The sequence below is a fragment of the Mesorhizobium sp. M8A.F.Ca.ET.202.01.1.1 genome (genome assembly GCF_004791595.1).
Taxonomy (GTDB): domain Bacteria; phylum Pseudomonadota; class Alphaproteobacteria; order Rhizobiales; family Rhizobiaceae; genus Mesorhizobium.
Genome location: NZ_SRUN01000001.1, coordinates 565,537 through 579,186, shown reverse-complemented (window position 1 = coordinate 579,186; position 13,650 = coordinate 565,537). Strand labels below are relative to the sequence as shown.

The following is a 13,650-nucleotide window of genomic DNA, read 5'->3' as shown; positions in this document are numbered from 1 at the left end:
GCGGCATGTCGAGCAGCTGGAGCAACTGGTCGGGCTTCGTCACCGCCGAGCCGCGGCTGCTTGCCAGCCCGGCCGATGCCGGCGAGCTCGGCGATCTCATTCGCACCGCGCCCGGTCCGGTCCGCGTCGTCGGCGCCGGTCACTCCTTCACGCCGCTGGTGAAGTCGCAAGGCACCATCCTGTCGCTGGAGAAGCTGGAAGGGCTGGTCTCGCATGACGCGAAAAAACATCAGGCGCGCGTGCGGGCAGGGACGCGGCTTGGTCCGCTCATGCACATCCTGCAAGGCATCGGCCAGGGCCTGCCCAACATGGGCGACATCGACCGCCAGGCGATAGGCGGAGCGCTGGGCACGGCTACTCACGGCTCGGGGCCGACGCTCGGTGCCTATCACACGCAGCTGGAAACGGTGCAGATCGTCGATGGGCTTGGCAAAGTCCGCGAGTTCAAGCGGGAAGGGGATCAGGAGACGATCCATGCCATCGGCGTCACGCTCGGTGCCTTCGGCGTCTTGAGCGAAGTGACGCTGAACAACATCGCGACCTACCGGCTGCGCCGCCGCAAATGGGTGCTGCCGATCGGCGACATGCTGCGCGATTTCGAAACGATGATGGTCGCGCATCGCTCGGCCGAATTCTACTACATTCCATTTTCCGGTTACGCGCAGTTCATCGCCAGCGACTTCAGCGCCGAAGCCACGACGACGCGCCCGACCGACGATGATGAGGGCTCGTTGCGCACGCTGCGCCGCTTGCGCACCGGGCTTGCCTGGCTGCCGTCGCTGCGCCGCCGGCTGATCCTGGGCGCGGTCGCCAAGGTGCCGGGCGAGGATTATGTGCAGGACTGGCTCAACGTCTATGCCAGCGACCGGCAGACCAGGTTCAACGAAATGGAATATCATCTTCCCTTCGAGGAGGGGCCGAAGGCGCTGGCCGAGATCATCGAACTGACCGAGAAGCATTTTCCGGAAGTCTATTTCCCGATGGAGGTGCGGTCGGTGGCATCGGACGAATTCTGGCTCTCGCCCTTCCACAAGAGGCTCACCTGTTCCATCGCCATCCACCACGACGCGGCGAACGATCCGTTGCCATTCATGCGCGCGGCCGAGCCGATCTTCCGCAGATATGGCGGCAGGCCGCACTGGGGCAAGATGCACAGCCTGAAAGCGGCCGACCTGAAAAAGCTTTATCCGCGTTGGGACGATGCGATTGCGGTGCGCCGCGACATCGACCCGCACAACCGTTTCGTCTCGCCCTATATCGCCGATCTCTTCGGCATCGACCAATGAAAGCCTATTTCGCCTCGCTTTCGGATGCGCTGAAGCAGGCGGGCATCTTCCAACCCTGCCTGCTGCTCGACCGCGACCGGCTGGACAGCAACATCGCCCTGGTGAAGCAAAGGCTCGATCCTCGCCTCGCCGTGCGGCTGGTCGACAAGTCGCTCGCTTGCCTGCCGTTGCTTGCCCATATCGGCAAGGCGCTTGGTACCCACCGCTTCATGACCTTCCACCCGCCGATCAGCGAGGCGGTGCTGAGCGCGTTTCCGGATGCGGACCTCCTCTACGGCAAGCCGATGCCGGTCGGCGCGGCAAGGGCGGCGCTTTCCAAGGGGAACGCAGCCGGGTCGAGGGTATGCTGGCTGATCGATACACAGCAGAGGCTGACGGAATATGGCGCGCTCGCCGACGAACTCGGCGTCGAGCTGCGGATTGCTTTCGAAATCGATGTCGGACTGCATCGCGGCGGCTTCGCCGAACCGGAAGCCCTCTCGCAGGCGTTGAAGGCGCTGCCGGCCCACAAACGGCTGCGCTGCGAAGGCGTCATGGCCTATGAAGCGCATGCGCCGCATATACCCGGCCTGTTCGGCGGGCCGGCGAGGGCATTGGCGCAAGCCTCGGAACGAGCCGCCGCTTTCGTGGCGCGCCTCGGCATGGACCAGCGCCATATCTTGAACATTGGCGGCAGCAAGACAGCGCTGCTTCATCATGGCGGCGCTGCCAATGAAGTGTCGATGGGCTCGGCCTTCGTGCTGCCCGGCGATTTCGACACGCCGGGCCTCGGTGGCTTTCAGCCGGCGGCCTTCATTGCGACGCCGATCCTGAAAGTGGTCGAGCCGATGCTGCCCGGCCCGCCGGCGGTTTCGCGTCTGCTCCAGGCGCTCGGCCGGTTTCCGCGCAAGGGTTGTTATCTCTATGGCGGCAAATGGATGGCCGAACCGGTGTTTCCCGAAGGCATGACGACGAACGGCCTGCTTGGCCTGTCCTCCAACCAGCAATTCATGGGCCTGCCCGCCGAGGCCGTTGTCAGGCCCGGCGACCATGCGTTCCTGCGGCCGACGCAGAGCGAAGCCGTGCTGCAGCAGCTCGGACCGATCGCGGTGCTTTCCCGTGGCAGGATCGTCGACCGCTGGCCGGTGCTGCCGATGGGGTGACGTTTCGGCGTTCGCCACTGGCGCCTGCATTTGCGATGTCGTGATTCTAGGGGCTGCGCTCCTCTTCGCTCCTTCTCCTAGAATGACGAAGTTGTGAAGCGCCTCGTTACAATGACTTTATTGACTAAGTCAACTAAATGATTGATCCTGTCCACGACAGGAGGACTGCCATGACGATCCACGACCACCCCGGCAAGGAACGCATCGACGCAGTGCGCGCCTTCAACCGCTTCTACACCCGCCAGATCGGTGTGCTCGACGAAGGTTGGCTGAAAAGCACCTTTTCGCTTACCGAGGCGCGGGTGCTCTATGAGCTTGCCCATCGCGACGGGCTCGTCGCCAGCGACCTGGTGCGCGATCTCGGCCTCGACCCTGGCTATGTCAGCCGTTTGCTCAAAAAATTCGAGGAACGCGGTCTGGTCGAGCGCGAAGCCACCGAAGCGGACGCGCGCCGCGCCTCGATCGCGCTGACGCCGGCGGGCAGGGAAGCCTTCGCGCCGCTCAACCAGGATTCGCACGACCAGGTGCGAGCGCTGCTCGATCGACTGGCGCCCGTCGACCAGGATCGGCTGGTCAAGGCCATGCGCATCGTTCAGGACCTGCTCGGCGACAGACCCGAACCCAAGGTGCCTTACATCCTGCGGCCGCTAGAGGTTGGCGACATCGGCTGGGTCACGCGCCGCCAGGGCATGCTCTACGCGCAGGACTATGGCTGGGACGAAACCTATGAGGCGCTAGTCGCTGAGATCCTCGGCGAGTTCGTAAAGAAATTCGATCCGAAATGGGAGCGCGGCTGGATCGCCGAGCGGGAAGGCGAGGTCGTCGGCTCGGTCTTCGTCGTGCGCAAATCCGATCAGGTGGCCAAGCTGCGGCTGCTCTATGTCGAACCGTCGGCGCGAGGCCTCGGCATCGGCAAACGGCTGGTCGAGGAATGCATCGGCTTTGCCCGCGCCAGGGGGTACAAGACGCTGACTTTGTGGACCAACGACATTCTGACCGCGGCCCGGCACATCTACCAGGCGGCCGGTTTCAAGCTGACCGAGGAAGAGCCTCACCATTCCTTCGGCAAGGATCTGGTTGGACAGAACTGGGATCTGGAGCTGTAGCGGCGCCTCTATGCCTTGACCGGCACCCAGATCTCCAGCCCGCCATTGCCGGTGCGGGCATCGAATTCGGGCCCATAGCGCTCGAATTCCGGCGCGTCGGCGATTTCATGGCCGGAGGCCGGGAGCCAGCTGTTCCAGATCGTGTTGACCGTGCGCCGGATGGTCGAGATGTGCTCGCGATGCGTGAAAACGGCGTATTTCCGCGCCGGCACGCGCACCCGGTAGAAGTCCTTCGGCAGGTCGGAGAAGTCCGACACTTCGACGCCGACGACATAGTCGAAATTGCCGGCATCGTCGCCGTTGAGGCAGACACCGTAGAAAACGCCTGGGACTTCGCCGGGTATGTTGCCGATATAAGGGCTGAAACGCTGCCACTGCATCGGAATGCCGGCGCTCGATTCGCAGCTGTAGCGCTCGCCGAAGCCGGCGATGAGGAAAGGTCGGCTGGTCTCGAAGCGCGGTGGTTCGAGGCTGGTGAGCAGGGTATGGTCCATCAGGATAGGCTCCACGAGATCGAGTGTCTTGGTCGAACCTTGCGCGCGCACCAGTTCCGGCGTGGTGCCGAACTGGTCGCGGAAGGCACGGGTGAAAGCCTCATGCGAGTTGTAGCCGGCGTCGAGCGCGACGCACAGTATGTCGGGCGCGCCGCCGGCGAGCCTGCGCGCCGCTTCGGTCAGCCGGCGCGAGCGCATGTAACCCATGACGGAACGGCCGGTGGCCGCGCCGAAGGCGCGTGTCACATGAAAGCGCGACACGCCGCTGCTTTGGGCGACGTCGTCGAGCGTAACAGCCTCCGGCAGATGGCTTTCGACAAACCATAGCGCTTTCTCGGTCGGGTTCATGTGTTCCTCGCATGTGGCGTCTTCACTCTGGCGCCTCGTTGCCCGGCCAGTTTGATCGAAATTGCGCATGGCGCAAAATCGAAAACGGCAACGCTGTCAGGCGTGGACGTAAAGTCCGTGCACGCCATGCCGACGGCAGGCTTGCTCTCGTATAAGTTCTGTTATAACAAAACAAGGCAGTCGCCTTGCCTCGAAACCGCTCGCGGCATAGGCTGCGACTCGTGATGGTCCCCGAGCCGAAAGGCGAGGGGTGAAAAGGGAACGCGGTGAGACCCGGTTTTGGGGTCGAGGCCGCGGCTGCCCCCGCAACTGTAAGCGGCGAGCAAGATCCGGAACGCCACTGGCCGGCAAGGCTGGGAAGGCAGGATTGCGCAGAGACCCGTGAGCCAGGAGACCTGCCATCACTGAGTTGACCGGACGGGGTGTGCCGGGAGGAAACGTGGACATCGGTCTTGTCGGCCGGTCGACCAACATCCTTCCGTCGCCAGTTTTGAAAGTGACGGGAAGTTGGACGGCACAATCGATCGTATTCAGCCCAGCCCCATGCACCAGATCATCGTGTGCACCCTTTGCCGCGACGTGCCGACCGGCATCAGGTCGGGCGAAGGTTTGTGCGCCGAGTTGCGCTTCCGCCTCTCGGCCCAGCCTGACGTGGCGCATGGTTTCACGGTCGAGGGCGTGGCTTGCATGGCGGGTTGCGCGCGCCCCCTGACGGTGGCTTTCCAGGCACCAGGCAAGGCCGCCTATCTCTTCGGGTCGATCGACGCGCAGGCCGACGCCGCCGACCTCGTGCGATTTGCCCGGCTCTACGCTTCGCTTGCCGACGGCTGGTGCAATTCCGGACAACGTCCGCCGCGCCTGGCCGGCAAGACGCTTGCCCGCATTCCGGGGGCGGGCAAGCTGGCGGAAGGCAGTCGATGACAACGCCGCTTCTCGATGCGTGCGACCTGGGCGCGATAGCGAATGGCCGGCATCTGGTCCATGCGGTCAGCCTGTCGGTGACATCAGGCGACCGCCTTGCCATCATTGGCCCCAACGGCGCCGGCAAGACCACGTTGCTGCGCATGTTGTCCGGCATGCTCAGGCCGAGCTTCGGAGAGGTGAAGCTTGGCGGGCGGCGCCTGGACATGATTTCGCCCGCCAAGCGGGCCCTGCATATCGCCGTCGTGGGCCAGAGCGACCAACCGGATCCGCGTTTGGCGGTGATCGACTATGTCGAGCTTGGCCGCGTCCCGCATGCCGGCCTGAGGGGCCGGAGCGAGGAACGCGACATTGTGGTGGACGCGCTGCGCCGGACCGGCCTGTTGTCGTTGCTCGGCCGGAGCATCGGCTCGCTGTCTGGTGGCGAACGCCAGCGCGCCCAGCTTGCGCGTGCCATCGCGCAGGAGCCCAAGATCCTTTTTCTCGACGAACCGACCAACCACCTTGACCCGCGCGCCCGCGCGCAGCTGCTCGAACTGGTGGCCGGCTTCGGCATGACCGTTATCGCGGTGCTGCACGATCTGACCCTGGTGGCACCCTTCGCCACCAGGGTCGCGGTGATGAACGAAGCCCGGCTGCAGGCGCTGGCGCCGCCGCACGAGGCGTTGACGCAACAGCTGATCCGCGAGATTTTCGGCGTCGACGTGTTTCGCCTGCGCCATCCCACCGAGGATCGCGAACTGACGGTGTTCGACCTTCCGAACCGCGCCTCGCCGCCATCCTGATCAACGCCCCTCATCGTCCGACACGGTTCAACCAAGGAGCAAATCCGTGAAACGCCTTGCCTTCTCGCTCGCCCTCTCGCTGCTGGCCTCGACGGCCTTCGCCTTCCCCGTCACCGTCGACAGCTGCGGCAAGCCGCTGACCTTCGACGCTCCGCCGAAGCGCGCCGTCATCCATGATCTCAACATGGCCGAGATGGCCTTCGCGCTGAAGCTGCAGCCTTCGATCGTCGGCCTGACGGGCATCAGTGGATGGTACAAGGTCGGCCCCGAATTCAAGGCCGAACAGGGTGCCATTCCCGAACTGGCGCCGAAATATCCGACCCTGGAGAACCTCGTCGCCGTCGAGCCCGACGTCTTCTTCGCCGGCTGGTACTACGGCATGAAGCCCGGCGGCGACGTGACGCCCGACACGCTCGCTCCGCACGGCATCAAGACGCTGGTACTGACCGAAAGCTGCGTCCACCTCGACAAGAGCCGCCCGGCCGCCTCCATGGACCTGCTCTATGGCGACCTCGAAAAGCTGGGCAAGATCTTCGGCAAGGAGGCAGAAGCGGAACAGCTTGTTGCCGGCTGGAAGGCGCAACTCGCCGAGATCAGCGCCAAGGTCGGCAGCGCGAAGGGAACACGCGTGTTCCTCTACGATTCCGGCGAGGACAAGCCGTTTACCGCGGGAAAATTCGCCATCCCCAGCGCCATGATCTCGGCGGCCGGCGGCGACAATATCATGGCCGACTTGGAAACGAGCTGGGGCAACACGGACTGGGAGACGGTGGCGGCGCGCAATCCGCAATTCCTCATCCTGCTCGATTATCAGGACGGCGGCGGCTACAGGAAACTGCTCGATTTCCTGAAGGCGCACCCGGCGATGAAGGAGACGGACGCGGTCAGGAACGAGCGCTTCGTGGCGCTTCGTTATGCCGAGCTGACACCAGGACCGGCGAACATCGAAGCCATCGGCAAGATCGCCAGGGCGATGCATCCGGAAGCGTTCTGATGGATCTTGCCCGAGAGCACAAATCCGGCGTGCTTTCAGGGCACAGGGCCTTCACGCTGGCCATGACGGCGGGCGCGGTGACGCTCGTCGCTCTCGCGCTGCTGTCGATCGCTTATGGCTCGACGCTGATACCTCTGAGCGATGTCATCGCCGCCCTTGGCCGTGCCGTCGGACTGGACGAGCCTGAGATATCGGGCCCGGTCGGCAAGATCGTCGTCGACCTGCGGCTGCCGCGCACGATCCTGGCGATCTGTGTCGGCGGCGGGCTGGGCATCGTCGGCGCGCTTTTGCAGACGGTGACCCGTAACGATCTTGCCGACCCCTTCCTGTTCGGCCTGTCGTCGGGGGCCGCCGCCGGCGCGGTTTCCGTCATTACCGTGTTCGGCGACAGTTTCGGCATCTGGACCTTGCCCGTGGCTGCGTTCACTGGCGGCATCCTCGCCGCCTCCATCGTGCTTTTGCTGGTGGCGCGGGTGAGGGGGCAAGGTCCTGAGCGGCTGATCCTCGCCGGTCTTGCCGTTTCCTTCATGTTCACGGCCTTGACCAATTATCTGGTTTTTGCCGGTGACCAGCGCGCGGCTCATTCGGTCCTGTTCTGGACCATGGGCGGGCTCGGGCTGGCGCGCTGGGACAATGTATGGCTGGGGGCGGTGGGCGCCGGCACGATCGCGGCCTACGGGCTGTGGAGCCATCGCAGCCTGGACGCTTTCCTCGCCGGTGAGAGCGCCGCCGAGAGTCTAGGCGTGCCGGTGGCGCGCATGCGCAGGACGACATTTCTCGTGGCCGCTTTCTCGACGGCAATCCTCGTCTCGGTCGCCGGCGTGATCGGCTTTGTCGGATTGATGATACCGCATCTGTCGCGGCCGCTGGCCGGTCCACTGCATCTGCGCCTGATCACAAGTTGTGCGCTGTTCGGGGCGGTGCTGCTGCTGGCAAGCGATCTCCTGGCCCGAACCTTGCTGCCGCCGCAGGAACTGCCGATCGGCATCATCACCAGCTCGCTCGGCGCGTTCTTCGTCGTCACCATGGTTGTCCGAAACCGCCTGTGAAGACGTGCCCTCCGAGCGTTGTTGCGCACCGGTACACGTTCATCTGCCGCTAACCAGGATCGGATTGCAGGCCTGCCATGCGCATTTTGCCGGCTTTCATCGCGCTGTGGCATCTTGAATAGTAAGCACGCTTATTATATCTATCGCTTATGGTTTCAGATGGCATCGACAGATTGGGATTTTTGATCCACGACGTGCAGCGCCTGATGCGCAAGCGCTTTGAGGCGCGCGCCAGCGGGCTGGGCCTGTCTTCGGCGCAATGGCGGCTTCTGGTCCGCGTTGCCAAGGAGGCGGGCGTAGCGCAGGCGCGGCTCGCCGAACTGCTCGAAATCGAGCCGATCAGCGTCTCACGCCTGGTCGACCGGATGGAGGAGGGCGGCTGGATCGAACGCCGCTCCGACGCGGCCGACCGGCGCGTGCGCATGATCTTCCCGACCGAGAAGGCGAACGCGGCCTATGCGGACGTCAAGAGCCTTGCTGGCGAGGTCTATGAGGAATCGCTCAGCGGCGTTTCGCCGGAAGACCGACGCGTCCTGATCCGGGCGCTGGATGTAATCGTACAGAATCTGACGGACGGCGAAGCTTCGTCGCTCGAAAAGATCAAGAGTGCGGAAGGTGCGGCAGCATGAACGCGGTAGCCAAGGTCGAAGAAAACGCTCCCAAGGTGGAGATGGAAGCGCCTGCCCAGCCGGCCGCCGCTCCCGTCGCGGTCGCTCCTCCCGTGCAGCCGGCCCCGGCGCCGAAGAAGAAGCGCCGCATCGGCCGCTTCTTCCTGATGTTCGCCTTGCCGGCGGCATTGGTCATCGGCGGCGGCTATGTCTGGGTGACGGGCGGGCGCTACCAGGAAACGGAAAACGCCAATCTGCAGCAGGCCAAGGTGTCGATCGCCTCCGACACGGCCGGTCGTATCGTCCAGGTCGCCATATCGGACAATCAGACGGTGAAGAAGGGCGATCTCCTGTTCGCCATCGATCCCGAGCCTTACCGGATCGCGCTTGGGCAGGCCGACGCAGCGGTGGCTGCCGCGCGCCTCAATGTCGAGCAGCTGCGCGCCGCCTACAGCCAGGCGTTGGCGCAGGAAAAATCCGCCAGCAGCGAAGTTGCCTATGCGCAGTCGCAATATGACCGTGCCGCCGATCTTGCCCAGAAAGGGATCAATGCCAAGTCTTCGCTGGATGAGGCCAGGAATGATCTCGACAAGGCCAAGCAGCAGCTTGCCGTTGCCGATCAGGGCATCGTCAGCGCCAAGGCGGCACTTGGCGGCAATCCCGATATCGAGACGGACAAGCATCCGACCGTGATGTCGGCACTCGCCGCGCGCGACAAGGCTGCCTATGACCTGGCGCAGAGCACGGTAAGGGCGCCTGCCGATGGTCTTGTCTATCAAGCCGCATCCTTCAAGGTCGGCCAGTATGTCGGCTCCGGCACTCCGTTGTTTGCGCTGGTCGAGACCGGTGACACCTGGATCGACGCCAATTTCAAGGAAACCCAGCTCACCAACATGAAGCCGGGTCAGAAGGCGGAGATCGTGGTCGATACCTATCCGGGTAGGACCTTCGAGGCGACCGTCAAGGCTATCGGCGCCGGCACCGGCGCCGACTTCTCGCTGCTGCCGGCCCAGAACGCCACGGGCAACTGGGTCAAGGTCACCCAGCGCATTCCGGTCCGCCTGGAACTGACCGATCCCGACGCCAGGATGGCGCTGCGCACCGGCATGAGTGCTTCGGTCACCGTCGACACCGGCATAGCGCGCGGCTGGCCGTCGATCTTCGGCCACGCCACGGCCGGCGAGCCCGCGCGGTAAGACAGCGGAAGCCCGCAGGGACCGGGCGGGGCGAAGCGAGTTTGCAGGATTTGTCTGATGGAGGGGTGGGAAGGATCAGTGTTTGGGCGAGCCGCATGGCAGCTGTCCAAAGGCCTGAAATCTTCGACACGGTCCCGTCGGTCCTCAAGTTTCCGGGCGGCAGCGTCCGCTCAGCTGGAGACATTCGGTCGATGTAACCCCCACATCGACAATCGCGTCCCACCGCGATGAAGGTCTCTCGACGGAAGGCTTCGCCGCCCGGAAACCCGTTGTACACGTTTCTGTTACTGTCTGGAAGTTCTTCGCCATGAGCACGCCTGAACCGTTCAAAGAAGTGCCACATCGTGGCCTGATCACGGTGGCGCTCATGCTGGCGACGGTCATGCAGGCGCTCGACACCACGATCGCCAACGTCGCGCTCCCGACCATGACCGGCGATCTCGGCGCTTCGCCCGACAACATCAACTGGGTGCTTACCTCCTACATCGTTGCCGCCGCCATCATGACGCCGGTCACCGGCTGGCTCGCCGATCGCTTTGGGCGCAAGGAGCTGTTCCTGGCGGCGGTGGTCGGCTTCACCATCTTCTCGATGTTGTGCGGCCTGGCGTGGAGCCTGGAAACCATCGTGCTTTTCCGGCTGATGCAAGGTGTGTTCGGCGCCGCGATCGTGCCGCTGTCGCAGACCTTCCTGCTCGACATCAACCCCAAGGAACGCCACGGCCAGGCGATGGCGATATGGGGCGCCGGCATCATGCTGGGACCGATCCTCGGCCCCACCCTTGGCGGCTGGCTGACCGAGAATTTCAACTGGCGCTGGGTGTTCTTCATCAACCTGCCGGTCGGCATCCTCGCCTTCCTTGGCATGGCCGCCTATCTGCCGGCTGTTGCCCGGCGGGTGCGCAGCTTCGATTTCTTCGGCTTCGCCATGATATCGCTCGGCGTCGGCGCGCTGCAGCTGATGCTCGATCGCGGTGGCGAGGTCGACTGGTTTTCCTCGATCGAGATCTGGATCGAGCTTGGTCTTTCGATCACCGGTTTCTGGGTGTTCGTCATTCACACGGTGACATCGGAACATCCCTTCATTGATCCGAAGATTTTCCTCGACCGCAATTTCGTCACCGGTCTGGCATTCATCTTCGTCATGGGCGTGCTGATCCTGGCTTCTATGTCGCTGCTGCCGCCGATGCTGTCGACCATCTTCGGTTATCCGACCGTCACCATCGGCATCGTCATCGGGCCGCGTGGCGTAGGCACGATGATTTCCATGCTCGTCGTCGGGCGCATCATGGGCAAGATCGATGCCCGAATTCTGGTCGTCATCGGCTTCCTCCTGACCGCGCAGTCGCTCTACACCATGGCCAGCTTCACCCCACAGATGGACAACTGGCTGATTCTCAGCTCCGGCGTGATCCAGGGCCTGGGCATGGGAATGGTGTTCGTGCCGCTGTCGACGGTTGCCTTCGCCACGCTCGACGCCCGCTACCGCACCGATGCAACCTCGTTGTTCAGCCTGGTGCGTAATCTTGGCTCGTCGATCGGCGTATCGGTCGTGACGGTGCTGCTGGTGCGCAACACGCAGATCAACCACGCCGAGCTTTCGGCCTTCATCAACCCGTTCAATCCCAATCTCTGGGCTGTCTCGCCGGCGGCCGCCGGCGGCGACCCGACGGCGCTGTCGCAGGTCGATCGCATGGTCAATCTCCAGGCGATGATGATCTCCTACGTCAACGACTTCAAAATACTGATGGTGATGACGCTGGCCGCCATCCCGTTCGTGCTTCTGTTGCGCAAGCCGAAAACGGCACCGGCCGGCGGCGGCGCGCCTGCCGCCCATATGGACTGATGGAGCGGCCGCTCGCCAGGGGATGTCCGCCGGCGATATCTTTGCTACCTGCCGAGCACCAGCGACCAGTAGCGCAGGTTGGGGTCGCGGCCGTCACGGACATAGGCAAGCCCGAAGCGGCTGAAGTCCGGATCGAGTATGTTGCGCCGGTGTCCCTGCGAATGCATCCAGATATCGAACAGCTTCTGTTGGTCGAAGCGGCCGGCCGCGATGTTCTCGGCCGCGGCGCCGTGTACGCCGTTGTCCTTCATGCGCGAGGCGAAATCCTTGCCCCAGCCGGTGGTGTGGCTCATGTTTTCACGCTGCGCCATGTAGCCGGCCTGCTGGAGTGCTGCTTGCTCAAGCTGTGCGTCGGAAACAAGCGGCCCCAGCCCGGCGGTCGCGCGCAGGCTGGCCAGCGTGCCGGTTGCCGAGGAGGAGACCCCGGCGCCTTGCCCGGTCGGCAGCGAAACGGTGCCGCAGGCGGCCAGCCCGAGCAAGGCCGCGAGGCCGGCCGTCTTGAGCCAGGTGCGCCTATTCAGGTTCGCGATCCGGTCGCTTTCGAGTCTTGAAGTGGTCATGCCTGCCTGAGATAGTCGTGATCATGGCTTTTGCCGGGCAGGGTGATGAAAATCTGAAATCGAATGGCGGTCAGCCGCTTATTTCACAAGCGTGATGAGGCGGCCGGCATACATCTCGCGATTTCCGAACACGGCCGTGCAGTCGGTTTTGATGGACGAGTTGCCTGTCATCTGCACGGTCAGGCCAACAAGCCTCAGACAGTCGCCCTGACCGCTCATATCCGAGTTGCCGGCAAAGGAAATGGCCGCGTCAGGCGCATAGACGAACCCGCTGATCACGGAATTCGCGCCGCCATTCAGCGTCAAGGCCGATGTGTTGCCATGGTTCTCGAAAATGGTGATGCCTGCGTAGGGGCCACTGGTGGGCGGAGAAAGGTCCACCTTTTCATTGGCATTTATGTAGATCTGTGCGCCCTCCATCAGGAATATGGTGACGCCGTGGCCGGTCAGGCTGCCGTTGCCGCCCGGTTTCAAGGTCACGCCGCGCAAAATGTAGACGCCCGGGTTGAGCGTGATATTTCCCGACAATGTCTTGTCGCAATAGGTGCCGGGCGACAGCGTGTAGGTTTTGCCGTTCGGGACCGGCAGGCAGAATGTGTAGGGGGGAGGCACGATGTCGGCCAGGGGATCGAAGGACGCATATTGATGTTCGAGCGGCGCGCCGCAGGCGAGATTGGCACTGGGCGGTAAAAGCCCGGAAGTGCCGCCGACGGTCGAGACGCAACCCGCCGAAACCTGAGCGGAACCGCCTCTGCTGACGGCATCGGACGCGTCCGAGTTTGCCGCGATCACGCAATTGCTCATGGCGACGTCGGTCGAGCCCTGCAGGCTTGCCGCGGCCGACGCATGCGGATCGAGCGCCAGCACGCAGGCCTGTGCGCCCGGGTGCATCTTGACCGTCGCCGACCGGCGCGCTGGCCAGGGGGCCGCGCCATTGATGAAGCTCGGACGGTTGATGCCTGACGAAAGCGAGATGTAATAGGCGCTCGGGTCGCCGCTGGCTGTGGCCGAAAAAGCGGAGATGCTGTCTGAATATTCCTGTTGATCGGCGACGCTCATATTGGCCGCAAAGAATGTCAGCCCAAGCCCTTGGACATCACTCGCGCTCATGCTGGGCAGGTACTTCGTGCCGACGGCAAGCCCAGCCGCGTCCAGCGAGTTCTGCAATTGCGCGGCGTCATCGCTCGTGCCTGTCAGGTCGAGGGTACCGGCGACGACGGCCATTATCGGCAGCAGCGCTATGGCGGTCGCCATGGCAAAATTGCCGTGCTCCGAAGACCAGAAGCCCTTCAACGTGAACATCGCCCCTCGCCAAGGT

At 63.8% G+C, this 13,650-nt stretch carries 13 protein-coding genes and 1 riboswitch; of the genes, 10 read left to right on the top strand and 3 right to left on the bottom strand.

Annotated features, from left to right (window positions below):
* The first annotated feature begins 5 nt into the window (after positions 1-5).
* From EN845_RS03105 to EN845_RS03095, 3 genes are all read left to right on the top strand, one after another.
* Entirely contained in the window at positions 6-1,286 is a 1,281-nt protein-coding gene (locus EN845_RS03105) for a D-arabinono-1,4-lactone oxidase (protein WP_127869707.1), read from the top strand.
* Positions 1,283-2,428, top strand: a complete 1,146-nt coding sequence (locus tag EN845_RS03100) for a DSD1 family PLP-dependent enzyme (RefSeq protein ID WP_127869706.1) — start codon at positions 1,283-1,285, stop codon at positions 2,426-2,428. Before EN845_RS03105 ends, EN845_RS03100 begins: the two co-directional genes overlap by 4 nt.
* A 170-nt stretch (positions 2,429-2,598) precedes the next feature.
* A complete protein-coding gene (locus tag EN845_RS03095) occupies positions 2,599-3,534 on the top strand; it encodes a helix-turn-helix domain-containing GNAT family N-acetyltransferase (protein WP_127869705.1) in 936 nt (311 codons plus the stop codon).
* Between the two features lie 8 nt (positions 3,535-3,542).
* Here EN845_RS03095 and EN845_RS03090 read toward each other — a convergent pair whose 3' ends face one another.
* Positions 3,543-4,376 carry an AraC family transcriptional regulator gene (locus tag EN845_RS03090; RefSeq protein WP_127869704.1) on the bottom strand — a complete coding sequence of 278 codons (834 nt, stop codon included), beginning with the start codon at positions 4,374-4,376 and terminating at the stop codon, positions 3,543-3,545.
* A 208-nt stretch (positions 4,377-4,584) separates the two neighbouring features.
* Positions 4,585-4,794, top strand: a riboswitch (cobalamin riboswitch).
* Between the two features lie 125 nt (positions 4,795-4,919).
* Here EN845_RS03090 and EN845_RS03085 point away from each other — a divergent pair.
* From EN845_RS03085 to EN845_RS03055, 7 genes are all read left to right on the top strand, one after another.
* Positions 4,920-5,297 carry a DUF1636 family protein gene (locus EN845_RS03085; protein ID WP_135906786.1) on the top strand — a complete coding sequence of 126 codons (378 nt, stop codon included), beginning with the start codon at positions 4,920-4,922 and terminating at the stop codon, positions 5,295-5,297.
* Entirely contained in the window at positions 5,294-6,082 is a 789-nt protein-coding gene (locus tag EN845_RS03080; protein WP_127869703.1) for an ABC transporter ATP-binding protein, read from the top strand. The genes EN845_RS03085 and EN845_RS03080 overlap by 4 nt, the downstream gene beginning before the upstream one ends.
* Positions 6,083-6,128: 46 nt before the next feature.
* Positions 6,129-7,076: an ABC transporter substrate-binding protein gene (locus EN845_RS03075; protein WP_127869702.1), complete on the top strand. Its 948-nt coding sequence runs from the start codon at positions 6,129-6,131 to the stop codon at positions 7,074-7,076.
* Entirely contained in the window at positions 7,076-8,125 is a 1,050-nt protein-coding gene (locus EN845_RS03070) for an iron ABC transporter permease (RefSeq protein WP_167531208.1), read from the top strand. The genes EN845_RS03075 and EN845_RS03070 overlap by 1 nt, the downstream gene beginning before the upstream one ends.
* A gap of 149 nt (positions 8,126-8,274) precedes the next feature.
* On the top strand, positions 8,275-8,754 hold the full coding sequence (locus tag EN845_RS03065) for a MarR family transcriptional regulator (protein ID WP_127281245.1): 480 nt from the start codon (positions 8,275-8,277) through the stop codon (positions 8,752-8,754).
* Positions 8,751-9,929 carry an HlyD family secretion protein gene (locus EN845_RS03060; RefSeq protein ID WP_127869701.1) on the top strand — a complete coding sequence of 393 codons (1,179 nt, stop codon included), beginning with the start codon at positions 8,751-8,753 and terminating at the stop codon, positions 9,927-9,929. Before EN845_RS03065 ends, EN845_RS03060 begins: the two co-directional genes overlap by 4 nt.
* A gap of 307 nt (positions 9,930-10,236) precedes the next feature.
* The gene (locus tag EN845_RS03055; protein WP_127869700.1) at positions 10,237-11,772 is read left to right on the top strand and encodes a DHA2 family efflux MFS transporter permease subunit; all 1,536 of its coding nucleotides are present in this window, start codon (positions 10,237-10,239) and stop codon (positions 11,770-11,772) included.
* Positions 11,773-11,816: 44 nt separating this feature from the next.
* On the opposite strand, the gene EN845_RS03050 is transcribed toward EN845_RS03055, so the two are convergent.
* Both EN845_RS03050 and EN845_RS03045 read right to left on the bottom strand, forming a co-directional pair.
* Complete coding sequence (locus EN845_RS03050; RefSeq protein ID WP_127869699.1) at positions 11,817-12,332, bottom strand: CAP domain-containing protein; 516 nt, start codon at positions 12,330-12,332, stop codon at positions 11,817-11,819.
* Positions 12,333-12,410: 78 nt separating this feature from the next.
* Entirely contained in the window at positions 12,411-13,634 is a 1,224-nt protein-coding gene (locus tag EN845_RS03045; protein ID WP_127278890.1) for a TadE/TadG family type IV pilus assembly protein, read from the bottom strand.
* Between the last annotated feature and the right edge of the window lie 16 nt (positions 13,635-13,650).